The sequence below is a fragment of the Paenibacillus sp. FSL H7-0942 genome (assembly GCF_045040715.1).
GTDB classification, from domain to species: Bacteria; Bacillota; Bacilli; order Paenibacillales; family Paenibacillaceae; genus Paenibacillus; species Paenibacillus amylolyticus.
In genome coordinates this window covers 3,844,007-3,868,989 of sequence record NZ_CP150279.1, presented here as the reverse complement: position 1 = coordinate 3,868,989, position 24,983 = coordinate 3,844,007, and the positions used below count along the sequence as shown (strand labels likewise).

The 24,983-nt window shown below is 46.5% G+C and carries 25 protein-coding genes; 17 read left to right on the top strand and 8 right to left on the bottom strand.

Features of this window, described 5'->3' with window-relative positions; translation table 11 throughout:
* Positions 1-28: 28 nt before the first annotated feature.
* Both MHI48_RS17185 and MHI48_RS17180 read right to left on the bottom strand, forming a co-directional pair.
* The gene (locus MHI48_RS17185) at positions 29-1,012 is read right to left on the bottom strand and encodes a TIGR03943 family putative permease subunit (protein ID WP_340904985.1); all 984 of its coding nucleotides are present in this window, start codon (positions 1,010-1,012) and stop codon (positions 29-31) included.
* An 84-nt stretch (positions 1,013-1,096) separates the two neighbouring features.
* Positions 1,097-2,137, bottom strand: coding sequence for a permease (locus MHI48_RS17180; RefSeq protein ID WP_405141228.1), 1,041 nt, complete (start codon positions 2,135-2,137; stop codon positions 1,097-1,099).
* A 234-nt stretch (positions 2,138-2,371) separates the two neighbouring features.
* Here MHI48_RS17180 and rpmG point away from each other — a divergent pair, with 234 nt between their 5' ends.
* The 6 genes from rpmG to MHI48_RS17150 all read left to right on the top strand — a co-directional run bounded on the left by rpmG (position 2,372) and on the right by MHI48_RS17150 (position 6,608).
* On the top strand, positions 2,372-2,521 hold the full coding sequence (rpmG, locus tag MHI48_RS17175; protein WP_036613813.1) for a 50S ribosomal protein L33: 150 nt from the start codon (positions 2,372-2,374) through the stop codon (positions 2,519-2,521).
* A gap of 49 nt (positions 2,522-2,570) precedes the next feature.
* Positions 2,571-3,278, top strand: a complete 708-nt coding sequence (locus MHI48_RS17170) for a metal ABC transporter ATP-binding protein (RefSeq protein ID WP_405141226.1) — start codon at positions 2,571-2,573, stop codon at positions 3,276-3,278.
* Positions 3,224-4,117 (top strand): metal ABC transporter permease, encoded by an 894-nt coding sequence (locus tag MHI48_RS17165; RefSeq protein WP_340029252.1) that lies wholly within the window; start codon positions 3,224-3,226, stop codon positions 4,115-4,117. The genes MHI48_RS17170 and MHI48_RS17165 overlap by 55 nt, the downstream gene beginning before the upstream one ends.
* The gene (locus MHI48_RS17160) at positions 4,104-5,204 is read left to right on the top strand and encodes a metal ABC transporter substrate-binding protein (protein WP_340029253.1); all 1,101 of its coding nucleotides are present in this window, start codon (positions 4,104-4,106) and stop codon (positions 5,202-5,204) included. Before MHI48_RS17165 ends, MHI48_RS17160 begins: the two co-directional genes overlap by 14 nt.
* Before the next feature lie 165 nt (positions 5,205-5,369).
* The gene (locus MHI48_RS17155) at positions 5,370-5,852 is read left to right on the top strand and encodes a hypothetical protein (RefSeq protein ID WP_405141223.1); all 483 of its coding nucleotides are present in this window, start codon (positions 5,370-5,372) and stop codon (positions 5,850-5,852) included.
* A 54-nt stretch (positions 5,853-5,906) separates the two neighbouring features.
* Positions 5,907-6,608 carry a M50 family metallopeptidase gene (locus MHI48_RS17150; RefSeq protein ID WP_405141221.1) on the top strand — a complete coding sequence of 234 codons (702 nt, stop codon included), beginning with the start codon at positions 5,907-5,909 and terminating at the stop codon, positions 6,606-6,608.
* A 115-nt stretch (positions 6,609-6,723) separates the two neighbouring features.
* On the opposite strand, the gene MHI48_RS17145 is transcribed toward MHI48_RS17150, so the two are convergent.
* From MHI48_RS17145 to MHI48_RS17125, 5 genes are all read right to left on the bottom strand, one after another.
* Positions 6,724-7,095 (bottom strand): DUF4363 family protein, encoded by a 372-nt coding sequence (locus MHI48_RS17145; RefSeq protein WP_076328606.1) that lies wholly within the window; start codon positions 7,093-7,095, stop codon positions 6,724-6,726.
* A gap of 26 nt (positions 7,096-7,121) precedes the next feature.
* Positions 7,122-7,850: a DUF421 domain-containing protein gene (locus MHI48_RS17140; RefSeq protein ID WP_051447333.1), complete on the bottom strand. Its 729-nt coding sequence runs from the start codon at positions 7,848-7,850 to the stop codon at positions 7,122-7,124.
* A gap of 205 nt (positions 7,851-8,055) precedes the next feature.
* Positions 8,056-8,919, bottom strand: coding sequence for an SDR family oxidoreductase (locus MHI48_RS17135; RefSeq protein ID WP_036613819.1), 864 nt, complete (start codon positions 8,917-8,919; stop codon positions 8,056-8,058).
* Positions 8,916-9,983 carry a mannonate dehydratase gene (uxuA, locus tag MHI48_RS17130; protein ID WP_017688206.1) on the bottom strand — a complete coding sequence of 356 codons (1,068 nt, stop codon included), beginning with the start codon at positions 9,981-9,983 and terminating at the stop codon, positions 8,916-8,918. The genes MHI48_RS17135 and uxuA overlap by 4 nt, the downstream gene beginning before the upstream one ends.
* A gap of 39 nt (positions 9,984-10,022) precedes the next feature.
* Entirely contained in the window at positions 10,023-10,700 is a 678-nt protein-coding gene (locus MHI48_RS17125; protein ID WP_076328668.1) for a GntR family transcriptional regulator, read from the bottom strand.
* A 271-nt stretch (positions 10,701-10,971) separates the two neighbouring features.
* Between MHI48_RS17125 and MHI48_RS17120 the strand changes: the two genes are divergently transcribed.
* Together MHI48_RS17120 and MHI48_RS17115 are read left to right on the top strand one after the other, a co-directional pair.
* Positions 10,972-11,274: a helix-turn-helix transcriptional regulator gene (locus MHI48_RS17120; RefSeq protein ID WP_017688208.1), complete on the top strand. Its 303-nt coding sequence runs from the start codon at positions 10,972-10,974 to the stop codon at positions 11,272-11,274.
* Positions 11,275-11,364: 90 nt separating this feature from the next.
* On the top strand, positions 11,365-12,768 hold the full coding sequence (locus tag MHI48_RS17115; protein WP_076328607.1) for an aldehyde dehydrogenase: 1,404 nt from the start codon (positions 11,365-11,367) through the stop codon (positions 12,766-12,768).
* 34 nt (positions 12,769-12,802) lie between these two features.
* On the opposite strand, the gene MHI48_RS17110 is transcribed toward MHI48_RS17115, so the two are convergent.
* A complete protein-coding gene (locus MHI48_RS17110; protein WP_036673718.1) occupies positions 12,803-13,714 on the bottom strand; it encodes an AraC family transcriptional regulator in 912 nt (303 codons plus the stop codon).
* A 219-nt stretch (positions 13,715-13,933) separates the two neighbouring features.
* Between MHI48_RS17110 and MHI48_RS17105 the strand changes: the two genes are divergently transcribed.
* From MHI48_RS17105 to MHI48_RS17065, 9 genes are all read left to right on the top strand, one after another.
* The gene (locus MHI48_RS17105) at positions 13,934-16,123 is read left to right on the top strand and encodes a glycoside hydrolase family 52 protein (protein ID WP_076328608.1); all 2,190 of its coding nucleotides are present in this window, start codon (positions 13,934-13,936) and stop codon (positions 16,121-16,123) included.
* Positions 16,120-18,267: an alpha-glucuronidase family glycosyl hydrolase gene (locus MHI48_RS17100; RefSeq protein WP_076328609.1), complete on the top strand. Its 2,148-nt coding sequence runs from the start codon at positions 16,120-16,122 to the stop codon at positions 18,265-18,267. Before MHI48_RS17105 ends, MHI48_RS17100 begins: the two co-directional genes overlap by 4 nt.
* Before the next feature lie 81 nt (positions 18,268-18,348).
* Complete coding sequence (locus MHI48_RS17095; RefSeq protein WP_076328610.1) at positions 18,349-19,416, top strand: NAD(P)-dependent alcohol dehydrogenase; 1,068 nt, start codon at positions 18,349-18,351, stop codon at positions 19,414-19,416.
* A gap of 165 nt (positions 19,417-19,581) precedes the next feature.
* Entirely contained in the window at positions 19,582-19,848 is a 267-nt protein-coding gene (locus MHI48_RS17090) for an HPr family phosphocarrier protein (protein ID WP_026081056.1), read from the top strand.
* 144 nt (positions 19,849-19,992) lie between these two features.
* Entirely contained in the window at positions 19,993-20,244 is a 252-nt protein-coding gene (locus MHI48_RS17085) for a type B 50S ribosomal protein L31 (RefSeq protein WP_036613829.1), read from the top strand.
* A 439-nt stretch (positions 20,245-20,683) separates the two neighbouring features.
* The gene (locus tag MHI48_RS17080) at positions 20,684-20,989 is read left to right on the top strand and encodes a Dabb family protein (RefSeq protein WP_076328611.1); all 306 of its coding nucleotides are present in this window, start codon (positions 20,684-20,686) and stop codon (positions 20,987-20,989) included.
* A gap of 151 nt (positions 20,990-21,140) precedes the next feature.
* Positions 21,141-21,902, top strand: coding sequence for an SDR family NAD(P)-dependent oxidoreductase (locus tag MHI48_RS17075; protein WP_076328612.1), 762 nt, complete (start codon positions 21,141-21,143; stop codon positions 21,900-21,902).
* 257 nt (positions 21,903-22,159) lie between these two features.
* The gene (gene poxB / locus MHI48_RS17070; protein WP_076328613.1) at positions 22,160-23,887 is read left to right on the top strand and encodes a ubiquinone-dependent pyruvate dehydrogenase; all 1,728 of its coding nucleotides are present in this window, start codon (positions 22,160-22,162) and stop codon (positions 23,885-23,887) included.
* A gap of 323 nt (positions 23,888-24,210) precedes the next feature.
* On the top strand, positions 24,211-24,966 hold the full coding sequence (locus MHI48_RS17065; protein WP_036673709.1) for an SDR family NAD(P)-dependent oxidoreductase: 756 nt from the start codon (positions 24,211-24,213) through the stop codon (positions 24,964-24,966).
* Positions 24,967-24,983: the final 17 nt, after the last annotated feature.

The following is a 24,983-nucleotide window of genomic DNA, read 5'->3' as shown; positions in this document are numbered from 1 at the left end:
AAATTACGCTGTTAGTTATTGCGAGCAACTATGGGCTCTTTATTTTCTCATACGCCATCACCGAATCTGCGTTGGTATAAATATAAGGCGTGGATGGCTCGGCTACAGGTGTCACCTTTGTGGCGCGAATTTCAATCGTATCCTTACCGTTCACCTGTGCAGAGCCAATGCTGCCATCAATTTGCACCCAGCTGTCTGTAGGGAAGCTATCCGCTTCGGGGATGTGAATCATTACGCCGAAGGGAGCCGCATCCGCGGGGCAACACATGACGAGAAATCGTCCTAGTGCAAAATGTGATTCATGATCCATGCTTTTGTTCCGATAAACGAACCCGGTTAAGGAGATATCTTTGCCTGCAAATTGTCGCTGGAACATATCAATCGTGCCGAGGGTTTCAGAGAAAATTTCAGGATAGACTCGAATGACCTGTTCTCCATACAACTTCTCCGCCAGTTCAGCGAATTCACGGCTATACTCGTCTGGGGGAATGAATTGTACTTTGGTAGCCGCAGCAGCCTGAACAGCTGTTGGTTGTTGTGTGAAATCTTGTACTTTCAATTGCGTTGCTGGATCAGGTAAGGGCTCTTTTCGACGAATCTCGGGAGGAGCATAGGTGAGAGACATGCCTTTCTGACTGGCCATGGAGCTGCCGAGAGCCCGGTCAGGTAACAGAAATCCCAGTAACAAGGGGATAGCAATCAGACCATATACCATTAAGCTACGAAGGAACCCCGAGGGTGGTGGATGTTCACAGTTGCAATGAACCTCGTTTCTGCCGAACAGTCCGTGCCATGCCATGATAACGGCAATAAACAATAAGGGAACAGGGCAACATAATAGCAGTTTTTGCATGGTAGGAGCCAAATAATAATGAAGCGAATCACTTGAATTCAACTGAATAATGTACACTGCCACCCCGCCGATCCAGCCTGCACGGATCAGGTTATGCCATTGGATGACGTGTGACCTTGGAACAGGGACTTTTGTCATCGTATAGATAGTGTGGTTCATATATCATCACCTCATCTCTATTAATCGTCGTGATGAAAGTTCATGTGATTAACCATTCAGGCCATGAAGTATGTTGCTCAACCTTTATACCAGTAGGTTAATCAACCACGAGCCGGCAAAGACAAGCGTGATAATGGCTAGACTTAGACCAATAACAAACCGGGTACGGAAGGTGGAGAGCAGCATCAGGGTGCTTTTGAAATCCAGCATTGGACCAAGAACAAGGAAGGATACCAACGGCCCCAGTGCAAACGTATGTGAGAACGCAGAAGCCATAAAAGCATCAGAAGTGGAGCAGAGAGACAGCACATAAGCAAAGCCCATCATGAACACGTAAGAGGCAACAGGACCATTGCCAAGTGAGATCAGATCGCTGCGGCTAATGAATGTCTGGATGCAGGCTGTAATCAAGGCACCGATCACCAGATATTTGCTCATATCGACAAATTCATCTCCGGCGTGAATGAAGAAGCTACGCCAGTTTTTTACATGGTTATGGTCATGAGCGTTTGCGTGTGCATGAGCATGAGGTTGCGCCATTTTAAACCCGGGATGTGTCTTGACCTCTGTCACTGCGATCTTTGGCATCCGAAGGGGATTTCGACGAACAAACACATACACGAGCATGCCTATGGAAGCTGCTACGGCAAAGGCCAGCCCCATACGGGCAATGGTAATCTCAGGATGGGAGGGAAAGGCAAGCAAGGTTGCGGTAAATACGATGGGATTGACTACGGGACCACTCAGGATGAACGTCACTGCAATATAGGCTGGCATGCCTTTGTGCATCAACCTTCTCACTACCGGGATCATGCCGCATTCACAGATGGGAAAAATAATACCGAGTAGCCCTGCGACCAGCACGCCGCCGATCGGATTCTTGGGCGTGAGTTTGCGGACCATTTCTTCGGATACAAACCATTGCATGAGCGAGGATAATAGCACACCCATGAGCAGAAAAGGTGCGGCCTCAAGGAAAATACCTATGAATACGGTTTTCATATTTTGCAAAGCTTCACTGTTCCATGCTTCCTTCAAGTCCGGAGCCATTGTGATCAACACGGGAACAAGAAATGCACAAGGGATCAGGAAGGACAGGAGCTTCAGATTGGCTGCCATTTTCATGAAACAGACCTCCACAACTAGGACTTTGCTAAAATATATGCTTGTACGTGCGGCAACATACATCATTCCTATGTTCTAATCAACATTTTTACGATTAATCAAGATTCTTCATCGATATGTAGAACTGGCGTGAACTGAAAGATCCTTTTCCTGCATGGAGTTGACAAAAGAAAGAGCATCAGCTAATATCATTAAATAGTAATAATTACGATTAAATAAGAGGAGGCAACAATCATGAGAGTCATTGTAACTTTAGCCTGCACCGAGTGCGGGGACCGCAACTACACAACAACCAAGAACAAACGTAACCATCCGGAGAGACTGGAGATGAAGAAGTACTCCCCACGTTTGAAGAAAATGACGATCCACCGGGAAACCAGGTAAATTTTTTTGTTATTTTTAAATCGTAATATTTACGAAAAGAGGGAATGGCATGATACTATCCTCCATGCGTGATGTTGTATTTGGATATGGCAAAGAGCCGGTCATTGATCAACTGTCGCTGGATATCCATGTGGGAGAGTTCATAGGCATCACAGGTCCCAATGGTTCTGCCAAAACGACCCTGTTAAAGCTGCTACTAGGGCTATTAAAGCCCTGGAGCGGCACGATACATATGAATCCGCAGTTGAAACGTGGGAACAAGTCCAATATTGGTTATGTGCCCCAGCAGGTGGCATCGTTCAATAGTGGATTTCCCAGTACGGTGAATGAACTGGTCCGGTCCGGGTGTTACACCAGGCTGGGACTATTCCGAAGCTTCACAGCAGAGCAGGTTGCCATCGTTGAACGCAGTCTGCGTGAAGTTGGCATGTGGGAATATCGGAATACACGCGTCGGTGAGCTGTCTGGTGGACAGAAGCAGCGGATCTGTATTGCAAGAGCTATGGCTGGGCAACCGCAGGTTCTGGTACTGGATGAGCCAACAACGGGAATGGACCGCCACAGCCGTGAAGGATTTTACAATCTGATGCGCCACTATGTTGATGCTCATGGGATAACGATTATTATGGTTACTCATGGACTGGAAGAGATGGGGAATCGATTGGATCGAACGATTACTTTGGAGCAGCAAGAAAGTGAGGAATGGCAGTGTTTGAGTACGAATTCATGCAACGTGCCTTCTGGGCAGGTGGACTGATTGGAGTCATCGCTCCAATTCTGGGGGTCTATCTGATGCTCAGGCGGCAGGTCCTTATGGCAGACACGTTATCCCATGTCTCACTCGCAGGGGTTGCGCTCGGTTCGGTCATGAATCTTAACCCCGTGATCTGCGGATTCATCATTGCAATTATCGGTGCATTACTGGTTGAACAACTACGGCGAAGCTACCGAACCTACAGCGAGGTACCTGTGGCGATCATCATGACTTCAGGACTGGCTCTTGCTGTAGTGTTGATGAGTCTTAAAACCAATCTGTCCAAGACATTCAGCTCATACTTATTCGGATCTATTGTCGCGGTTAGCGATATACAGTTGTGGATGATGGCAGGTGTATGTGTCATTGGTTTACTTTTTTTCATCTTACTCCGGAGACCGCTCTATAGCTTTACCTTTGATGAAGAGACTGCTTCCATTGGGGGCGTTCAGGTAAGAGGTTTATCGTTTGCATTTGCCATTCTGACAGGAATGACTGTAGCTTCAGCCATGCCGATCGTCGGTGTGTTGCTGGTGTCTGCTCTCATTGTATTACCTGCTGCCTTGGCATTGAGAGTGTCTCGCAGTTTCACAGCAGCGATTATTGTCGCGGTAATTACAGGATTAATCGGTATTTTTAGCGGGCTCACAACATCTTACCATCTAAATACACCACCGGGAGGAACAATTGCACTCATCCTGTTGGTTATCCTATTGACTGGAATATCAGCGCAAAAGCTGATTGCACGATATAACCGCAAGCGTCACCGCAAAGAAACGAAATCACAGCACGTCATTCTGGTCAACCATTCTAGGAGGAATACATCACATGAAATTCAGTAAAAAAGCAACGCTCGGATTGTTGTTCAGTCTCACACTTATCGTCGCAGGCTGCGGGCAAAAATCCGCTTCTGATGCAAATACAGCTTCGACAGGCACTTCCGTTCCAGTCAAGACGGAAACCGCAAAATTAAACGTGCAGGTCAGCTTCTACCCGATGTACGAGTTCACCAAAAATGTGGCAGGTGATCTGGCCAATGTGCATACACTCGTTCCAGCAGGAATGGAGCCTCATGATTGGGAGCCCACACCACAAGATATTGCCAGCATTGAAAAAGCGGATGTGCTTGTATACAATGGTGCGGGCATGGAATCTTGGATTGATCAGGTCACCGGAAGTCTGAGCAATGCTTCACTCATTCAAGTGGAAGCGAGCAAAGGAATTAACCTGCTTGAAGGTGGAGAGCATGATCACCATCATGAAGATTCCGATGGAACGGATACGCATGACCATGCCAATGAATCCGCTGGGGAAGCACATGATCACGATCAAGCGGATGAAGCGACTACTGAACAACACGACCATGATCATGACGCAGAGGCAGAAGCAGGACATGATCACGGTGGACTCGACCCCCACGTATGGCTGTCACCTGCATTGGCTGTAAAGGAAGTGCGGAATATTGAAGCAGGTTTGGCGCAGGCTGCCCCGGAACATGCTGAACAGTTCCAGCAGAATGCAGATGCTTACATTACTCAATTGGGGTCACTGGATCAGGACTTCAAGGCGGCTGTGACGGATAGCAAACGCAAGGATTTCATCACACAACACGCTGCATTTGGCTACCTTGCCAAGGAATATGGATTACAACAGGTGCCCATCGCAGGATTGTCTCCTGAGCAAGAACCTTCGGCAGCACAGATGGCATCTGTCATTGATTTTGCAAAAGAGCATCAGGTGAAAACGATTTTCTTCGAAACACTGGTTTCATCCAAAGTGTCTGAGACAATCGCAAGTGAAGTGGGGGCCAAGACGGCTGTATTGAATCCGATTGAGGGACTCACCGAGGAAGAAATTGCGGCGGGAATGGACTACATTAGCGTGATGAGACAGAATCTGGAGGCTCTGAAACTGGCACTAAACGAATAATTTAAAATCAGTTTGATGCCTGTCACCGAAAAAGGTACAATAATACAACATGCTGAGGAATGGATCGCCATTCCTTTGCCTTTTTGCAAAGCAGAGAGCACAGTGATGTGCTCTCTCTTTGTTGAATAAGGTGACCGGATCAAGGAGAACAGGAGGACGCATTGCATGAATTTAAATGAGGAACATGAAGTGCTGTTAAGTGAACAGCCTGCCCATCTGTGGAGACGGCGTAAGCTGGAGCTGATGCACTGGACGGAACGTGATAAACATACAGTATCCGCGAAGAAAACAGAGATTTGGAACGGTGTTGAAGTTGATGTCGAACTCGTGAAGGCATTGTCCATACTTCAGAGTGCGGGCGTGAGGACGGAATTTTCATGTGCAGGGGTGAGTCCGCTTGATGAACCTGTCGATCATTCCCTTTATGCTTATGTTACCCTGATACAAAGTGAGGTAGCAGATCAATTCGTGCACTATGCCCTCCGTCGGATGCGGAATCGACTGCTCGTTACGCTAGAGGCCGAAAAGGGCCGCTATGATCTATCTTCTTTTTTCATTGGACACAATCGGAGCTTCTGCTGGTGGATGGAGCACTGTGCCTTACAGTTCGGAAGCCGAAACGAATCGAGTGAAAAAAGCGTAGTATAAAGGATAGGCTTGTTTACTTGATTGTTTACTTTAAGGTAAAGGAGGTATACACGATTGAATAAGTGGGTCAAAACGATACTTTTTCTACTAGGCTCCGTCTTTCTTACACGATTCATCCCATTTTCGTCCTTGTTCCGTAACCTGGATACGATGATTCACGAATTCGGTCATGCACTAATGACACTGATATTGTCCGGTAAAGTGCTGCGCATTGAATTGTACGCTGATCATAGTGGTGTAACTTACTCTTCCATGCTGACGCCAGGCAGATCGATCCTGGTTTCTCTGGCGGGATATATCAGTGCATCACTGTTCGCCTTGCTGTTGTTTTACTTATACCGCAAAGGCTTGCACATGTGGGGACTTGGTATTATGACGGCTGTCGCTCTGGTGTCGCTCCTGTTATATGTAAGAGGAGAGTTCGGCATGTTATGGCTGACCGGGTTCATCGTACTGAACGTTGTCATTATGATTTTTGGTGCCAAGATCGTGAAGTACTATTATCTGTTACTGGCGTTTCTTACGCTGGAAGAGTCGGTTGTTAGTGCTGTATACGTTGGATTTATGTCCTGGACTCAGCCTTCACGGGCAGGGGATGCAGCGAATCTCGCTCAACAGACATTCCTTCCCGCGCTGTTTTGGGGCACGCTGTTTGCTTTGTTTGCACTGTGGTGTGCCAAGGGAGCACTCGGTCTCTTTTTCCGCAAAGAAGGTACTTCGGGATCGTCACGGTCTCGGGGATTACGAAGAGCGTAATGGATATAAAGTTATATCAAAGCAAAGAAGGCACTTCCTTTCTTCATAAAAGGATAGTGCCTTTTGTTGTTGGACTTACTTCTTATATTCAAGCCTGATATTAAAGATATTGAACCTAATCTCCAAGATTATCCCATAACACATAAAAGTAATAAATCTCTTCCATAATCGCCTTATCATCCTCTGCCGCAACGCCGCCCTTGATCCGAGCAAGCGTGCCCAGAATATCATATATCGTTTCACGTTCCACACTGAACTGAATGCGGTTGACGACTTTATCCCAGGCCTTCATTGCGTAATTAACTTGAGACTTGGCTTCAGTCCATTTTTTACCCTCAACCTGTTTCTCTAACGTTTGTATAGATTCAAGCAAGCGATCATCGTTGCCAAAGGGCTTTTTGAGAAAGGCTCCGCTAGCCATAATCGCAACGAATACAAGAATGAGGAAGATCGGAAGCACATATAACAGCCAGAAACGCGTTTTCATTCAACCGCCTCCTTGATGTAAAGAGTTTAGAAAGGCCCCTCATAATCGCCCATGTCGATTTTTTCGGTGATCTTATCCTTGAACAGATCAACATACAATTTGTCATTAGGCAATATGGCGGCAAAAGCAATATCCTGTATCGTGATCTTTTGTTTCTTAAGCTGTTCACTGAGCCAATTAATATCTTTGTGTCTTTCCTCCAGATTTTGCTTAATCAGCAGGCCATCAATGATAATCTCAGTCATCAGCTTACTCTTTGGAGGATGCATATGCATGTCTTTGGCGGTTACAGGCTGATTCTCAGGTTTCAAAACAACCGAGAGGCTGCCATCCGGTTCCAGAATCGCATAATCCAGCGTCGTAATATCAAATACATCCTTTTGCCGCAGCATCATGGTCAATTCGTCAAATTTGACTCGCATTTTACTCAGGTTCTGTTCGAGAATTTTACCGTTCTGGATGATCAATGTGGGGTCTGAGTCCATTAATTTGGAGATGGTGCGATTCTTCAGCGTAATATACTGAAAGATGATCGTAATGATTGTGAAAATGGTCAAGGCCACAAAATGAATCCACGCCTTGGACGAGAGATCGGTTGCAAACGTACCCGCAATGGAACCGATTGTAATACCGTTAATGTAATCAAAATACGTCAAGTTACCCATCTGCTGTTTGCCCAGCACCCTTGTATAGATGATCAGGGTCAGAAAGGCAATAATAGACCGTACGGCAACAACCCATGTTTCTTCCATCATATATGTATCACCTTCCTTTAGTTCACCGTAGCTGTATTAAGAGCTAGTTTGAAAAGTTTGCTTTGAACACGCATTATAACAAGCTTTTCCTACGCTGGAGGATCTTATGCTTGAACGCAAAAAACCGAAACCTGGGTATGTATCCCAAGCTTCGGTTTCATTAAATACCTATATTAGTTGAACTGATTCATTTACACGTTAATCGTTATACACCTGAATAGGCCATAAATCCGCCATCTACCGGAATGACTGTGCCAGTGACAAAGCCGGATTGTCTTTCATCCGCAAGCCACATTAATGTGCCAAGCAGGTCTTCCGGTTTGCCAAAGCGGCGCATGGGTGTATGAGCAATAATTTTACTGGAACGCTCCGTAGGTGAGCCGTCTGGTTGCAGTAATAGATTACGGTTCTGCTCGGTCAAGAAAAACCCGGGTGCAATAGCGTTGACACGAATACCGGATTCGGCCAGATGAACGGCGAGCCACTGCGTGAAGTTGTTAATGGCTGCCTTCGCAGCGCTGTACGCTGGAACTTTCGTCATGGGCGATGGGGCGCTCATGGAAGAAATGTTTATGACAGTAGCGGGAACATCACGCTCTATCATATGTTTTGCAAAGATTTGAGTAGGAATGAGAGAACCGACAAAATTCAAATCCATCACCTGACGAAATCCCTCTACACTTACATCGAAAAATGTAGTGACATCGCTCTTTTCCAGATCTTCCAATCTGAAAATTTCATTGGTGGTGTTGGCACTGGCGTTATTGCCACCGGCGCCATTGATCAGAATATCACATGGTCCGAGCTGTTCCAGCACCGCATCTGCCGCTGCTTGCACACTATCGGCCTGGGTTACGTCACAGGCAATAGCAATCGCTTTGCCACCGGCAGCTTCTATCGCAGATACAACTTCCTGTCCCTTGGACACCGTGCGGTTCAGGATGGCTACACTTGCACCGTGCCGAGCGAGTTCTTCCGCCATGGAGCGGCATAATACTCCAGCACCTCCGGTGATTACAGCCGTTCTGCCTTCGAGACGAGATGAGCGTTCATATTGGTGTTCACTCATGCTTTTGCCCTCCTTTGCAGGGAATCCCAGACGCCCCAGAGATACATGATCCCCAAAGCCCGGTCATAGAGTCCATAACCAGGTCGGCACTGTTCTCCCCAGAGGTGACGACCATGGTCGGGTCTTGCATAACCTTCATAACCGATATCGTGATAAGCCTCAACAACCCCCGCAATATCGACGCTTCCATCTTGACTGCGATGTGACGTTTCAATAAAGTCGCCGTTTTCGTAGATTTTTACATTACGAATGTGGGCAAATGGAATCCGATCCTTGAACTCGTGTATCATCCCGATAATGTCATTATCAGCATTCGCTCCCAAAGAGCCACTGCATAGTGTCACGCTGTTGTAAGGGCTATCATAAAGATTCAAATATTTCCGAACATTCTCCTGACTTGTAATAATCTTTGGTAATCCAAAGATTGGCCATGGCGGGTCATCCGGATGGATGGCCATTCGAATCCCCAGCCGTTCGGCTGTAGGCATAATCTCTTGCAGGAAATAACGTGCGTGCTCCCACATATGATCCTCGGTTACATCCTTGTAGGCTTCGAACAGACCTGTTAAATACTGCAATCGTTCCGGTTCCCAACCTGGCATGGTGAGTGCGGAGTTTTCCGTAATGCGTCGAACGAGTTCTAGAGGTTCTATATCTGCGAGTTTACTGTGCTCATAGAAGAGGGCAGTTGAGCCATCCTCCATTTCCTTGTGCATATCCGTGCGAAGCCAGTCGAAGATCGGCATAAAGTTGTAACAGATGACCTTCACACCAACTTGAGCCAGTTTCTCCATTGTTTTAATATAGTTCGCAATGTATTTATCCCTTGATGGCAGGCCCAACTTGATATCCTCATGGATGTTCACACTCTCAACGACATCCAGATGTAACCCGGCCTTGTCTGCTGCTGTTTTGACAGCGAGTATTTTGTCCATCGGCCATTCCTCGCCAGCAGGAACATCGTGCAGTGCCCACACAATACCTTCAACACCCGGAATCTGCCGGATATGATCCAGCGTTACCGTATCATTGCCTTCGCCGAACCAGCGAAAAACCATTCTCATCACGTTCACCTCATCATGAATAGTAGGAAAAAAATTCAGTCATTGAAAATAGGACGGATATGTATCCTGCAGGACGGCCAAATCGGTGACAGTTAAATGCAAATGTTCCTGCATCAGTCGCTCTGCTGTGTCGGCATCATGCTGCTGAATGGCCTTGACCATAGACCGGTGCTGTTCAATCAGGTGATCCCACTGGTGGTCCGAGGACAGGCGTAACATGCGACTTCGATTCAAATGTACATTCATCTGCTGGATAACAGTCCAGGTGTTGCTTTTGTTGCAGCCTGCAAAAAGAGTGCTATGGAATTCCTCATCCAATTGGAACATTCGTTCATCATCCGGTTTGACCCTGCATTCCTGTTGCCAAGCAAGGTTCTGTTCAAGAGCGATCATCTGTTCGTTCGGAAAGTTCTCGCAGGCGAGCCTGATTACGGCTCGTTCGAGCTGTTCACGCATGAACCGTGCTTCCTCAACGAGATCGACCTGAATCAGAGAGACGTATGTGCCACGCTGTGGATACACTTCCAGCAGACCTTCCTGTGCAAGCCTTACAAAACTTTCTCGAACAGGTGTCCGGCTTACCTGGAACTCCAGCGAAATTTCCTTCTCAGAAATAGCTGTTCCCGGAGGCATTTTCAGACTCAAAATGAGTTGTTTCAGCGTGAAGTAAACGACATCTCGCGTTGAGTAAGATTGCTTATTATTCATGGAAGACATATTGCTCGCAACAGGCAACAAACCGGCTCTGGATGATAACTTTGGGGTATATTCCACAACTTCAACTCCTTCAATGACATACTACCATACTTGTATGGTAGTATGGAAGCGCTTTATAAGCATTATATTAAATTTAGTTGATGGTTTACTTGCAGTTCAAGTGATTAAAGAGTACAATTCAATCATTAGGTTCGAATGTTTAAACCAACAGACATCAAATAGAGAAATATACGTAGAAATAATGAAGAAGAAATAGTATAGAGGTGAAACCATGGGACAAAAAGCAATTAGCGTTTTTCAAACCTGTATTCCGTTATTTCAGGTCTTAAGTGACAACCATCGTCAATCCATTTTGCTGACACTTACCGAGAAGGGCAGAATGACGGTGAATGAAATTACCGAACAATCCAGCCTATCCCGGCCAGCCATATCTCATCATCTCAAGCTGTTGTTAGAGAAAGGGCTTATATCTGTGGAACAGAAGGGGACGCAGCGTTATTATTCGGCTTCATTGAATGCATCGGTGGAATTGCTGAAGGAACTGGTAGCTGCTTTGGAAGAAGAGTGTCTGTAGAGTAATAGTGATCAAACATGCTTTTGCATGTGTCTTATAGGTTCGTAAGTTTAAACGCTTGATCAATAATGAATAGAGGAGTATGTATATATGACAACGACGATACAGGAAGTAACCAGTCATGAAGTTGAACAGATTTTGGAGCAGCAACGACAGTTCTTTCGTTCCGGGGCCACAAGATCGGCAGAAGCTCGAATTGCACGTCTGACCCAACTGAAGCAGGCCATTCAAAAGTACGAATCCAGACTGACAGAAGCTCTCTATCAGGATTTGGGCAAAAGTGAGTTCGAATCCTACACAACCGAGATCGGATTTATGATGGATAGCATCACACACACCATTCGTAAAGTGAATAAATGGGTGAAACCCGTTAAAGTGAAAACGCAAATGGCACTCCTTGGTTCGAAAAGTTATATCATACCCGAACCCTACGGGGCGGTTCTGATTATCGGACCGTTTAATTATCCTTTTCAACTCTTAATCGAACCATTGGTTGTTGCTATTGCAGCAGGTAATACAGCCGTGCTCAAAGCGTCAGAGAATACACCTGCGGTGTCCGCTGTTGTACGTGAAATGATTGCGAGTGTGTTCGAACCGGCATACGTACAAGTTCTTGATGGTGCAAAAGATACAACAACAGCGCTGATTAACGCGCCATTCGACTATATCTTTTTTACAGGCAGTGTACCGGTTGGCAAGATTGTGATGGAGGCAGCTGCCAAAAATCTCGTTCCCGTTACGTTAGAACTGGGAGGCAAAAGTCCGGTCATCGTGGATGAACAGGCGGATATCAAAGTAGCAGCTGAGCGCATTATATGGGGCAAACTGCTCAATACAGGACAGACCTGTATCGCACCAGATTATTTACTTGTGCATGAGCGCGTGAAGGAACCGTTAATTACAGAGATGAAGGCAGCAATCGTGTCTTTCTTTGGTTCGGATATCCAGCACAACAAGGACTATGGGCGAATCGTGAACAAGGGACATTTTAAACGTCTGACGACTTTGATTGAGCGGGATCAGGCCAAAGTGATATATGGGGGAGCTTCGGATGAGGAAGATCGCTTCATTGAACCTACACTGATTGATGCGGAGTCCTGGGATGCAGCAACGATGGAAGATGAGATTTTTGGACCGATTCTGCCGATCATTAGTTATCGTAACCTGGATGAAGCCATTGTAGAAATCGTAAAGCGGCCGAAACCGCTCGCCTTATATCTGTTTACTTCCGACACCCGGGTTCAGGACAAAGTGCTGCGCGAAGTTTCTTTTGGAGGCGGCTGCATTAACGATACCATCACGCATGTAGCGAATCCGCGTCTGCCGTTTGGCGGTGTTGGTCATTCCGGTGTTGGCTCGTATCATGGGCAGTACAGCTTCGAAACCTTCTCTCATCTCAAAAGTGTACTGAAAAAAAGCACCAAGTTGAATCTGCCGATTCTGTATCCACCTTATGATAACAAGCTGAAGTTGATTAAGCGTTTGTTGAAATGAAAAATAAGAAAGACAAACAGCCTGCTACTGGACTTCATTCCAGAGCAGGCTGTTCCTGTCGGTAACGGGAGGGTGACATGCCGGACCAGCGCTTGAATTGACGACTGAAATGGGCAATATCCTTATAACCAAGCATGACAGCAATATTTTGAACGGACAGCTTCGGGTTGCCCAGAAGAAGCTTCGCTTCATGCAAAACCAACTGGGATAATACAGCACGAGGAGACTGACCGAACACCTCCTTGAACACGCGATTACAGTGAGAAGAACTGATGCCCAGCTCTGCTGCAATATCATCAATGCCATAGTGACCGTTGGACTCGTGTCCCTGTTTGAATTGCTGACTCATCAGGCCTTGCAACCGATTACGAATCTGGTGGGCGAGTTCGATCTTCTCGTGTCCGTCGGTAAACCAGTGAGCTGCCTCTTTCGAGACCGCCTCCCACAGATGGCCAAATAGTTCAAATACCGCAGATTGCAGCTGCATACGCTGTACCATCGTATTTGCTGTTTCATCATCCGCAGATGACATCAATTTGCGCAAAACCGGCTCAATCTGCTGTGTAACCGGACTATCCGCACTGAATCGCACTTGTTTGATGCGCGCCAGCAACGATAGGAACAACTGATCATCAATGTCAAAATGCATGCAAAAATACGTGAATCCCTTGCCGTTATGGCTCTGGCTGGAATGAATGCTTCCCGGAGGAATCAGGAGCAGTTCGCCAGCCTTTTGAATGTATAGGGTACCATTCACCATCATGCGTTGCTCGCCTTCCGTGACATAATTCAATTCATATTGAGGGTGCTCATGTGCCGGATAATCCCAGTCCACACCTACACTTCGTAAATGAATGGCGAACAGATTGACCGTTGTTTGCACATCTGGATAAAAAACTTCATGGACACTTTCTCCCAAAGTAGGAGGCAAATACGTTGAAGACATGGAAGATCCTCCTTCATAAGAGGTTGTTCAAAAAATGTGATTTTGATTACGCACGTATATCAAATGGAATGTTTTTTTGTAACCGCTTTAATCTATTATAGTCTATCAGCTTGATTTGGGTAAATATCCGATTGATTTGATCATGGTCGGAGGTGGAACCACGTGTTAGGATGGGGCTAATGAAAACGTATGCAACCATTCTGAGAGGGGTTATGATTCATGAATACGTCCAAATCCATCTTTTATAATGCACATCACGCACCGATTGGTGCTTTTGCGAGTTTTACACTGGGTTACAAAGGAGCCAAAGGCGGGCTGGGTCTTGAACTCGGCAAGCCGGCTGACCAGAATGTATATATTGGATTACAATCTCGCGATGGCGACAATTATCAGGCGCTTCCTTTTTATGAAGCTTCCGAGGATGAGAGCAGCCGCTATGATGTAGAGAAGTTGGAGAATGGGGACACTGCGTCGACAACAGCGACCAAAGTTCCACAACCTCTTATTACGGCTTTTCGCGATGAAGATATTACCCGTGAATTTACCTCAGGTACGGATACGTGGACTGCTGGAGATCTGACGTTCCGTATCTACTCGCCTGTACGTCCAGTACCTGATCCAACGAATGGGGATCGTGAAGAATTAATGGATGCACTCGTACCTGCCGTATTGGTTGAGATGACGATTGACAATACGGAAGGTCAACAACCCCGCAAAGCCTACTTTGGCTATCAGGGCAATGATCCGTACTCTGCGATGCGTCTGATTGGAGGACCGGAAGGTGGCTCCATCACAGGTGTGGGACAAGGTCGACTTACAGCGATTATGTCAGCAGATGATGGACTGTGGCCCGCACGCGGATTTACGCTGGAGAAACTGTTGCAGGAGAAACATCGGGAGAATCTGGCATTTGGACTTGGCTCAACCGCTGCACTACTGATGGAGGTGCCGGCTGGAGAGAAACGTACGTATCAATTCGCAGTATGTTTCTATCGCGGGGGCATTGTGACGACCGGCATGGACACAACGTATTGGTATACGCGCTATTTCTCCGATATTCAGGCAGCAGGAGAGTATGCACTACAACGCTTTAGTGAGTTGACTGCATCCTGTGGAGAGGTTGAACAGCGCCTTGGATCGGCTGCTTTGACCGAAGATCAATCATTCATGCTTGCTCATTCCATTCACAGCTATTATGCGAGTACTCAACTGCTGGATGCCGATGGTGAGCCACTCTGGGTGGTGAACGAAGGGGAGTATCGGATGATGAACACACTTGATCTGACGGCTGATCAGTTGTACTTCGAGCTTGCCTTGAATCCATGGACGGTGCGTAATGAGCTGGAGTGGTTTGTGAAACGATACAGTTATACGGATCAGGTTCGTTTCCCGGGGGAAGAGAAGTTATATCCGGGCGGAATTACCTTTACCCATGATATTGGTGTTGCCAATGTGTTCTCACGCCCTGGACACTCGGCATATGAGTTGGTTGGCATTGACGACTGTTTCTCACAGATGAGCCACGAGGAGCTGGTGAACTGGCTCTGCTGCGCGACAGTATACATTGAACAGACACAGGATCAAGCTTTTGTGAAAAACATGTTGCCTGTTATCGAGGATTGCTTCGAAAGCATGCTTAATCGTGACCATCCCGACGCAGAGCAGCGTAACGGTCTGATGGGTCTGGATAGCAGTCGTACCCAAGGTGGAGCGGAGATTACAACTTACGACAGCCTGGATGTGTCACTTGGTCAGTCTCGCAATAATATCTATCTGGCGGGTAAATGTTGGGCGGTCTATGTTGCATTGGAGAAGCTGTTCGTAACTGAGAAGTTGGCCGATCTGTCCCATCAAGCTGGGCTTCAAGCGGATCGCTGCGCTGCCAGTATTGCTGCACAGTTGACTGATGGTGGCTACATACCAGCTGTTATTGCAGAAAATAATGATTCTCGAATCATTCCGGCGATTGAAGGTTTGGTGTTCCCGTACTTTACAGGCTGTGAAGCAGCACTGGATGTCAATGGTCGTTTTGGACCTTATCTGAAAGCACTCCAAACTCATCTGAAGACGGTTCTTGTACCGGGAACATGTCTGTTCGAAGATGGAGGCTGGAAACTGTCCTCAACAAGTAATAACTCGTGGCTGAGCAAAATCTATTTGTCCCAGTTTATCGCTAGAGAGCTGCTGGGTGTGGAATGGAATGAGACAGGCAAGGCAGCAGACGCGGCTCATGTCAACTGGCTGCTGCATCCGGAGGAATCCTACTGGTGCTGGAGTGACCAGATCCTGTCTGGTGTGGCGGTTGGCAGCAAGTACTATCCGCGTGGTGTAACGTCGATTCTATGGCTACTCGAAGGAAAAGGGAATCACCTTGGGCAGATCTATGCCAGCAAGGAGGCGGTACAATGAGCCAATCCGTCGTTCAATCTGCTTTGTCGGGTCCACAGTACGATGCGTGGCTGGGGTATCACTCTGAATTGCCAAGAGCGAATGAGTTTAACCAAAAGACGGCTCCTGCATGGAGCAAACTGATACTGGCGGAAGAGAACCACGGAGTGATCACAACAGCTCTGACCGAACTTTCACGGGGACTGGAGAGGTTATATGGCGTGAAACCGTCGGTCAGTCATCTGTCTGATGCTCAGGAAAATGAACGGGACAATCTCGCTTCCGCTCCCGCAATACGAATCGGCACTTGGACAGGGAGCGATTCCGTGGCTGGGTTGTTCAGCGAGACAGAGCGTTCAACTGTTCAAGGGGAAGGGTACATCATTCGTGAGAACGAGACCGAGGGTGTACTGGTCATTGGGTCAGAGACTCCCCAAGGTGTGCTGTATGGTGCATTCCATCTGCTTCGAGAGCTGACAATGGATCAAGGGAGTGCACATAAGGCGGATGACGCTGTGAATAAGTGGATCTTCATTACAGAACAGCCAACCAATGCGCTACGGATAATTAATCAGTGGGATAACGTGGACGGCAGCATTGAGCGTGGTTACGCAGGAGACTCCATTTTCTATGATAACGGGGAATTTACGCTGGACTTGGTACGCATCCGGGATTACGCACGTTTACTCGCTTCCACGGGAATCAATGCCATATCGATCAACAACGTCAATGTACACCGCCGTGAGAGTCTGTTTCTGACGGAACGTTATCTTAGTGATGTGGCGAAGGTTGCCGCTGAATTCAGAGCGTATGGCATTCGATTGTTCCTGAGCGCCAACTACGCAAGTCCAATTGAGATTGGTGGATTGCGTACGGCTGATCCGCTGGATGCGCAGGTACGGGAATGGTGGAATATTCAAACGGCCAAGGTGTACGCAGCGATTCCGGACTTTGGCGGTTACCTGATCAAGGCAGACTCCGAGAATCGTCCGGGACCATTCACGTATAACCGTGATCATGCCGATGGTGCGAACATGCTGGCTGAAGCCCTTCGGCCATTCGGTGGATTGGTCATCTGGCGTTGCTTTGTCTATAACTGCAAGCAGGACTGGCGGGATCGTTCTACTGACCGTGCACGTGCAGCCTATGACCACTTTACGCCGCTGGACGGGCGTTTTGCTGAAAATGTCATTTTGCAGATCAAAAACGGGCCGATGGACTTTCAGGTGAGAGAGGCGGTATCCCCGCTGTTCGGTGCCATGGAAAATACAAATCAGGTGATTGAATTTCAGATTACACAGGAGTATACGGGGCAACAACGTCATCTCTGTTATCTGGTTCCCCAGTGGAAAGAAGTATTGGACTTTGACACATACGCCAAAGGCGAAGGTTCAGAGATCAAGCGAATCGCGGACGGTTCTCTGTATAAACGACCATATAGTGGCTTCGCCGCAGTATCCAATATTGGTGCAGATGCCTGTTGGACAGGACATCCACTCGCGCAGGCGAATCTATATGGATACGGAAGACTTGCGTGGAATCCGGAGCTGTCCGCCGAAGAGATTGCTGATGAGTGGGTGAGACTCACATTTGGACATGAAGACGAAGTTGTGCGGCAGGTTACGGGTATGCTTTTGACTTCACTAGATATCTATGAGAATTATACGGCGCCTCTCGGTGTGGGTTGGATGGTTAATCCGGAACATCATTACGGGCCGAATGTAGATGGATACGAGTATTCCAAATGGGGAACGTATCACTTTGCCGATTGTCATGGCATTGGTGTAGATCGAACCGTGAACAGCGGTACAGGATACACTTCACAGTATCACCCTGAGAATGCTGATCGCTATGAGTCTGTAGACACCTGTCCGGATGAGCTGATCTTATTTTTCCATCACGTGCCGTACACACATGTTCTGCATTCGGGTAAAACGGTCATTCAGCATATTTATGATACACACTTTGAAGGTGTTGCGCAGGCGCAGGCGTTAGCCGAGACATGGAGAGGGCTGGAGGGCAAAATCGACCCGGTTATTTTCAGTAAAGTTGCTTCATTACAGGACAACCAGGCCGAACATGCCAAGGAATGGCGGGACATGATCAATACGTACTTCTATCGCAAGAGCGGCATTGCGGATGAACAAGGTCGAACTATCTATTGATTGGTGATGTGAAGAAAGAAGATACCTTGTTTTCTTTGATGTACAATAGACAGCATGGACATACATGAGGAGGAGAACCGTATGGAACAATATCAACTGCCTGAGACCATGAAGGCCGCTGTCATGACAGAGCCAGGACACATTATTATTAAGGAACAACCCGTCCCGCAACCGTCAGCGGATGAGGTGTTAATCCAGGTGATGGCTGTCGGGGTATGTGGCTCGGATGTGCATTATTTTGAACATGGACGCATTGGCAGATTTGTGGTGGAGAAACCGATCATTTTGGGACATGAGTGTGCGGGGATCATTGCTGCTGTTGGCTCGAACGTATCCCGTCTCAAAACAGGGGATCGGGTTGCTATTGAGCCTGGGGTGACTTGCGGACGTTGCACGGCATGCAAAGAAGGTCGTTATAATCTGTGTCCGGATGTACAATTTCTAGCGACCCCTCCGGTGGATGGGGCATTTGTACAATACATGGTGGTACGTGAAGATATGGTATTCCCGATCCCGGATCATCTGTCTTATGAGGAAGCAGCTATGAACGAGCCATTCTCTGTTGGTATTCACGCTGCACGCCGCAGCAAGTTGGCTCCGGGTACAACCCTGGCGATTATGGGTATGGGTCCCGTTGGACTCATGGCTGTGGCTGCTGCCAAATCTTTCGGTGTAGAGAAGATCATTGTAACGGATCTGGAGGAAGTTAGGCTGGAAGCAGCTCGCCGCATGGGTGCCACACATACCATTAATGTGCGGAATGAAGATGCGCTGGCTGTGATTCGCGAGTTAACAGGTGGTGTGGGTGTGGATACCGCATGGGAAACAGCGGGGAATCCAAAGGCGTTACAATCTGCTCTGTATTCACTTCGACGTGGAGGCAAACTTGCGATTGTGGGCCTGCCTGCACAGGACGAGATCGCACTCAATGTTCCCTTTATTGCGGACAATGAAGTTGATATCTATGGCATATTCCGTTATGCCAATACGTATCCGGCAGGAATTGAATTTCTGAGCTCCGGCCAGCATGACGTGATGTCTCTGATTACAGATCGTTATTCACTCGAAGAGACACAGCAAGCGATGGAGCGTGCATTACACAATAAAAGCGGCAGTCTGAAGGTCATGGTATATCCGAACGGTATGTAAGAACAACCTGGAAGAGTCCTGCGGTTCAGGACTCTTTTTTTTGTTTTTTTGCAAAAAAGTATGGGTCAAGCTCCCATAACATGGTATAATTCATGAAGATTTTAATATATAAATGGATACACACCATATTGGTGAATAAGTACTTAGCGAAAGGAACTGAAGGTTGTGAGAGTACATGAATTTATGATACACGCTGATTTTCATCGGGATGATTTGATGTCGGTATCTTCTCAAGCGTCACGTTTTTCCTCGGATATTATTTTGTCGTATATGGAGTCTGAGCATGAGCATCGTGTAGATGTCAAAAGCCTGCTTGGAATGGCGTTACTACCCATTCGATATGGTAGTGTTGTCAGATTACAGACAAGAGGCAGGGATGAACTGGAGGCTTTGGAGTACATGTTGAATGTACTGGAGAAAGGGACGGCTTGACACCTGATTAGGTGCAAAATCACAGATATCATATTTTTTTTAGCTATTCCTCAAAACCTGCTGGTACTTTGTCCAAAAAAAGAGTATAATAAAATGTAGTTTGATTCTAAAGAAGTACCCATATTAAAGGAGTGTAAATAGATTATGCCAAAAGTTGACATCCATCCAAAGACACAACTCGTAATTTTTTACGATGCAAGTGCTGATTTCAAATTCCTGAGTTCTTCCACGAAGTTCTCTAACGAAACTATGGAATGGGAAGACGGTAACTCTTACCCAGTAATCCGTGTGGACACTAGTTCCGCATCCCACCCATTCTTCACTGGTAAACAAAGAAACGTGGATATCGGTGGCCGTGTTGATAAATTTAACCGTAAATACAACATCACCAAATAAGTTTGTCCATACATTACAAAAAAACCTCGGGATTTGTCCTGAGGTTTTTTTGTGTACATATTCAGGGTAAAGGCTAGTGAATTTTACTTGAAATTAATATTTGTAACTATATAAATTGAGATAAACATTTACACAAAACGGAGAGGACAGAAAGAACCTGAAGAAGCGGAGCTAAAAGCTTTCTATGGAAAGCTACTTCGTAAGCATAAACTCGCCTTTATCCCCGGATTTAACCTTTATAGAAGGAATCAAAAAAATCTGGGGATAACAGCGATCGGAAGGTTGTTCTGTCATCGAAGTGACCAGTGTAAATATTCCTTAGTTCAATTTATATAGAAATATCAATTCATAAAAATTAATTCAACCAATTATTGCGCTTACAACACATTCGGATGTACACTAGGAAACGAGTACGAACATATTGGAGGAGGAAATAGAGATGAGCAGCATCACACATATGGTAACGTTTACACTTTACGCGGGTAAAGATACACTGGAGGCCGAAGCCTTTTTGAAGGAAAGTTCGGATGCACTGGCTGTCATTCCTGGCGTAGAGCAATTTCAGGTTCTGAAACAGGTAAGTGAGAAGAATGAGTTTGACTACAGTTTCTCGATGGTCTTTGCAGATCAGGCTGCGTATGATGCATACAACAATCACCCGGTTCACCGTCAATATGTAGAAGAGCGTTGGGAAAAGGAAGTCAGTCGCTTCCAGGAAATTGATCTTGTTCAACATCATAATTAATAGTCTCCACATATAGGAAAAAAGTTGAACTATCATATACAGCATTGAACAATGCTGTATATCTCTCTGAATAACGCGGTAATTAATGAACAAAAGTAACTTATTCCGAAATCGTTTTCGGGCAAGTGAATTTAAGGAGGTTTTCGCTGTTATGCAATTGGATCTCTCAGGAAAAACGGCTCTGGTTACAGGCGCAACCGGACAGCTGGGGAGAGTCATCGCCCGCACGTTGGCAGCCTGTGGCGCCAATCTGGCTCTACATTACATAAATAATGATACCAAGGCTCGGGAGCTTCAAGGTGAGATTGAAGCACTCGGTCGTCAGGCTGTTATTGTACAGGGAGATATTACAAAGCAGGATACAGCATTTCGGATGCGTGATGAGATTCAGTCTGTCCTCGGCGGAGTGGATATCGTTGTTGCCAATGCAGTCATTCAATATGAATGGACAACGGTGTTGGAGCAGTCGCCTGAAGATTACTTGAGCCAGTTTGAATCCTGTGTCATGCAGAGTGTGTATCTTGCCAAAGCTTTCATTCCACATATGCAAGATATCAGAGCCGGTCGGTTCATTGGCATCAATACGGAATGTGCCATGCAAAATTTCGCTCACCAATCGGCCTATACCGCTGGTAAGCGTGGAATGGATGGCGTATATCGCGTACTTGCCAAGGAGGTTGGTGAGTATCAGATTACCGTAAACCAGGTTGCACCTGGATGGACAATTAGTGAACGTGATCGGTCCAGTGAGCCTGGACATGATGAGGCATATACGCGTACCGTGCCGCTGAAGCGCAGGGGTGAAGATCAGGAAATCGCCAATGCGGTAGCTTTTCTCGCTTCGGATCTGTCCTCATTTATCACAGGTGCCTATATCCCGGTAAGTGGTGGCAATGTGATGCCTGCTATCTAGTGTCTGATTTGGATTTGGGAATTCACATGAAATAACAATAAACGTAGTTTAACCGTAATCCGTTTGTCATTCGACAAGCGGATTTTTTGGCATTTTGCTAATAATGAAATAACGGTTCAAGGGGGTGTTTTTTGTTTCATATATCCAGACATACATATTGAGTTGGTTCGGGTTTCAGAAGATTGGGGTATAAGAATAGGTATATTAACCGAGTGGAAACATAATCAAAATGAGCAATTAAAGGAGACTCACCTATTATGAAAAAAACAGTAGCGGACGTTCTGGTTGAATCCTTATTGAACGCTGGCATCAAACGCATATATGGCATTGTTGGAGACTCCTTGAATGCGGTACTCGACTCCATCCGTCGTTCGGGCAAGATCGAATGGATTCATGTACGTCATGAAGAAGTAGCTGCATTTGCTGCTGGGGCGGACGCTCAGGTCAGTGGAAGTATCGCTGTCTGCGCAGGTAGTAGTGGTCCTGGTAATATGCATCTGATCAATGGTCTGTACGATTGTCACCGCAATCGTGTTCCTGTACTCGCCATCGCTGCACATATCCCAAGTGACGAGATTGGCAGTGAATATTTTCAGGCGACCCATCCGGAGTATCTGTTCCAGGAATGTAGCGATTATTGTGAAGTCATTACAACAGCAAAACAGATGCCGCGTTCTCTGACGATGGCCATTCAGACAGCGGTCGCACGGTCAGGTGTGTCCGTCGTTGTATTGCCGGGGGATGTAGCAGGACTTGAAGCAGCGGATCTGCCTGTGCCTGAGCATGTGTATCATGCAACCAATCCAGTGGTACATCCTTCTGAGCCAGAACTCGTGAAACTGGCGGAATATCTGAATGAAGGCAAAAAAATCACGATGTTGTGCGGTGCAGGCTGCGCGGGCGCTCGGGAACCCCTCATGCAGCTCTGTGATCGATTGAAATCCCCGATGGTTATTGCGCTAAGAGGCAAGGAATACTTGGAATATGACAATCCCTATTCCGTGGGCCTTACGGGATTAATCGGGTATTCGTCGGGTTATCATGCGATGATGGACTGTGATGTACTATTGATGCTAGGAACGGATTTCCCATATCGTCAATTCTATCCCGAAGATGCGAAAGTTCTTCAGGTTGACATTCAATCTTCCCATCTGGGTCGGCGCACGAAGCTGGATTACGGCGTATGTGGGGATGTGAAAGCGACCATTGAAACTTTGCTTCCTTATCTAACAGAAGAACACAGTGACAAACATCTGCGTAAAAGTGTGGATCGTTATGTGAAAGTACGCAAAGATCTGGACGAGCTGGCCGTTGGAAAACCGGGTAAAAAGCCTATCCATCCGCAGTACCTGACCAAGGTCATTAGTGATGCCGCAGCTGAAAATGCCATCTTCACCTGTGATGTCGGTACTCCGACAGTATGGGCGGCCCGTTATATCGAGATGTCTCGTAATCGCAGACTGCTCGGTTCATTCAGTCATGGTACGATGGCAAACGCTTTGCCACAGGCCATTGGTGCTCAGGTCGCTGATCCGGGCAGACAAGTCATCTCGTTGTCGGGTGATGGCGGTATTACGATGCTGATGGGTGATCTGTTGACATTGAAACAGCATAATCTGCCGATTAAAGTTGTGGTGTTTAATAATGGAGCACTCGGTTTTGTTGAGCTGGAGATGAAAGCTGCCGGATTCCTGGAATCGGGAACAGAGCTTGTCAATCCCAACTTTGCGATGGTTGCTCAAGCCATGGGCATGGAAGGTATTCGGGTTGAGGATCCGGATGAACTCGAAGGAGCTGTGCAGCGTGCGCTTCAGCATGATGGTCCTGTGTTGATTGACGTGGTGGTGAATCGTCAGGAATTGTCCTTACCTCCGAAGATTGATATCAAACAGGCGGAAGGATTCACCTTATGGATGATGAAAGCCGTGCTCAATGGACGCGGTGACGAAATTATTGAATTGGCAAAAACGAATTTGCTGCGTTAAAGTGTTTTGATAAGCGGATATGCACCGTTTGAAGTTATAGAGATACCGACTTAAAAAGTATTGTATATGTAAAAGAGGAGCATGCAACAAGACGTAATAGTTGTGTGCTCCTTCAATTAAAATGCTGAAAAAGTGACAGGTCATATAGTATGAATACATATTATATGATTTGTTTTTATGTCGAAAGTCTATTAGAATAGGTAAAGTCAGGAAGGTTTTATGCCATTTTTGACCTACATATTGCATCATTGCATGTAAGTACGTTTCATATCGTATTCATCGATCCAATCACAAGATGACACACACACATGGAGGAGATCAACATGAGTCACGCAGGAAAAGTAGCCATTATTACTGGAGCAGGAAGTGGATTGGGCCAAGCAGCAGCATTGAAGCTGGCTGAGAAGGGTGCATCCATTGTCGTTGTGGATCTTGTCGAAGAGACAGGTCTTGAGACGGTTAAGCAGATTGAGAAGCTGGGAAGTAAAGCTATTTTTGTACAAGCAGATGTAAGTAAAGCACCTGAAGTTGAGAATTATGTGAAAAAAACAGTCGAAGAGTTCGGACGAATCGACATGTTCTTTAATAATGCAGGTATTGCAGGTCCTGGTATTAAGCTGATTGAACATACGATTGAGCAGTTTGACCAGATCATTGATATTAACCTGAGAAGTGTATTCTACGGGTTGAAGTATGTAATTACTGAAATGCTCAAAACAGGTGGGGGTTCCATTCTGAACACGGCCTCCACAGCCGGTATTGTTGGTGTACCCGCAGTTGCACCATACGCAGCAACCAAACATGGCGTAGTGGGCTTGACCCGTACAGCTGCAATTGAATATGGAAAGGACAACATTCGTGTAAATGCGATTGCGCCAGGTACTATTGAGACACCGATGGTTGTTCAGTTCGGTAAAGATAACCCTGAAGTGTTCAAAGCAACGGTTGACAGCATTCCATCTGGACGTCTTGGTAGACCGGAAGAGATCGCGAACTTGGTTTCCTTCCTGCTTGGAGATGAAGCGCCTTATATCAATGGTGCAGTATATCCGATCGATGGTGCAGTTACGGCCCAATAAAGAGTTCTGTTTATTGG

Excerpts from the sequence above, each read along its gene's own strand:
- MHI48_RS17185 (WP_340904985.1), bottom strand. The coding sequence starts at position 1,012 with ATGAACCACACTATCTATACGATGACAAAAGTCCCTGTTCCAAGGTCA.
- MHI48_RS17180 (WP_405141228.1), bottom strand. The coding sequence starts at position 2,137 with ATGAAAATGGCAGCCAATCTGAAGCTCCTGTCCTTCCTGATCCCTTGT.
- rpmG (WP_036613813.1), top strand. The coding sequence starts at position 2,372 with ATGAGAGTCATTGTAACTTTAGCCTGCACCGAGTGCGGGGACCGCAAC.
- MHI48_RS17170 (WP_405141226.1), top strand. The coding sequence starts at position 2,571 with ATGATACTATCCTCCATGCGTGATGTTGTATTTGGATATGGCAAAGAG.
- MHI48_RS17165 (WP_340029252.1), top strand. The coding sequence starts at position 3,224 with ATGGCAGTGTTTGAGTACGAATTCATGCAACGTGCCTTCTGGGCAGGT.
- MHI48_RS17160 (WP_340029253.1), top strand. The coding sequence starts at position 4,104 with ATGAAATTCAGTAAAAAAGCAACGCTCGGATTGTTGTTCAGTCTCACA.
- MHI48_RS17155 (WP_405141223.1), top strand. The coding sequence starts at position 5,370 with ATGAATTTAAATGAGGAACATGAAGTGCTGTTAAGTGAACAGCCTGCC.
- MHI48_RS17145 (WP_076328606.1), bottom strand. The coding sequence starts at position 7,095 with ATGAAAACGCGTTTCTGGCTGTTATATGTGCTTCCGATCTTCCTCATT.
- MHI48_RS17140 (WP_051447333.1), bottom strand. The coding sequence starts at position 7,850 with ATGATGGAAGAAACATGGGTTGTTGCCGTACGGTCTATTATTGCCTTT.
- MHI48_RS17135 (WP_036613819.1), bottom strand. The coding sequence starts at position 8,919 with ATGAGTGAACACCAATATGAACGCTCATCTCGTCTCGAAGGCAGAACG.
- uxuA (WP_017688206.1), bottom strand. The coding sequence starts at position 9,983 with ATGAGAATGGTTTTTCGCTGGTTCGGCGAAGGCAATGATACGGTAACG.
- MHI48_RS17125 (WP_076328668.1), bottom strand. The coding sequence starts at position 10,700 with ATGTCTTCCATGAATAATAAGCAATCTTACTCAACGCGAGATGTCGTT.
- MHI48_RS17120 (WP_017688208.1), top strand. The coding sequence starts at position 10,972 with ATGGGACAAAAAGCAATTAGCGTTTTTCAAACCTGTATTCCGTTATTT.
- MHI48_RS17115 (WP_076328607.1), top strand. The coding sequence starts at position 11,365 with ATGACAACGACGATACAGGAAGTAACCAGTCATGAAGTTGAACAGATT.
- MHI48_RS17110 (WP_036673718.1), bottom strand. The coding sequence starts at position 13,714 with ATGTCTTCAACGTATTTGCCTCCTACTTTGGGAGAAAGTGTCCATGAA.
- MHI48_RS17105 (WP_076328608.1), top strand. The coding sequence starts at position 13,934 with ATGAATACGTCCAAATCCATCTTTTATAATGCACATCACGCACCGATT.
- MHI48_RS17100 (WP_076328609.1), top strand. The coding sequence starts at position 16,120 with ATGAGCCAATCCGTCGTTCAATCTGCTTTGTCGGGTCCACAGTACGAT.
- MHI48_RS17095 (WP_076328610.1), top strand. The coding sequence starts at position 18,349 with ATGGAACAATATCAACTGCCTGAGACCATGAAGGCCGCTGTCATGACA.
- MHI48_RS17085 (WP_036613829.1), top strand. The coding sequence starts at position 19,993 with ATGCCAAAAGTTGACATCCATCCAAAGACACAACTCGTAATTTTTTAC.
- MHI48_RS17080 (WP_076328611.1), top strand. The coding sequence starts at position 20,684 with ATGAGCAGCATCACACATATGGTAACGTTTACACTTTACGCGGGTAAA.
- MHI48_RS17075 (WP_076328612.1), top strand. The coding sequence starts at position 21,141 with ATGCAATTGGATCTCTCAGGAAAAACGGCTCTGGTTACAGGCGCAACC.
- poxB (WP_076328613.1), top strand. The coding sequence starts at position 22,160 with ATGAAAAAAACAGTAGCGGACGTTCTGGTTGAATCCTTATTGAACGCT.
- MHI48_RS17065 (WP_036673709.1), top strand. The coding sequence starts at position 24,211 with ATGAGTCACGCAGGAAAAGTAGCCATTATTACTGGAGCAGGAAGTGGA.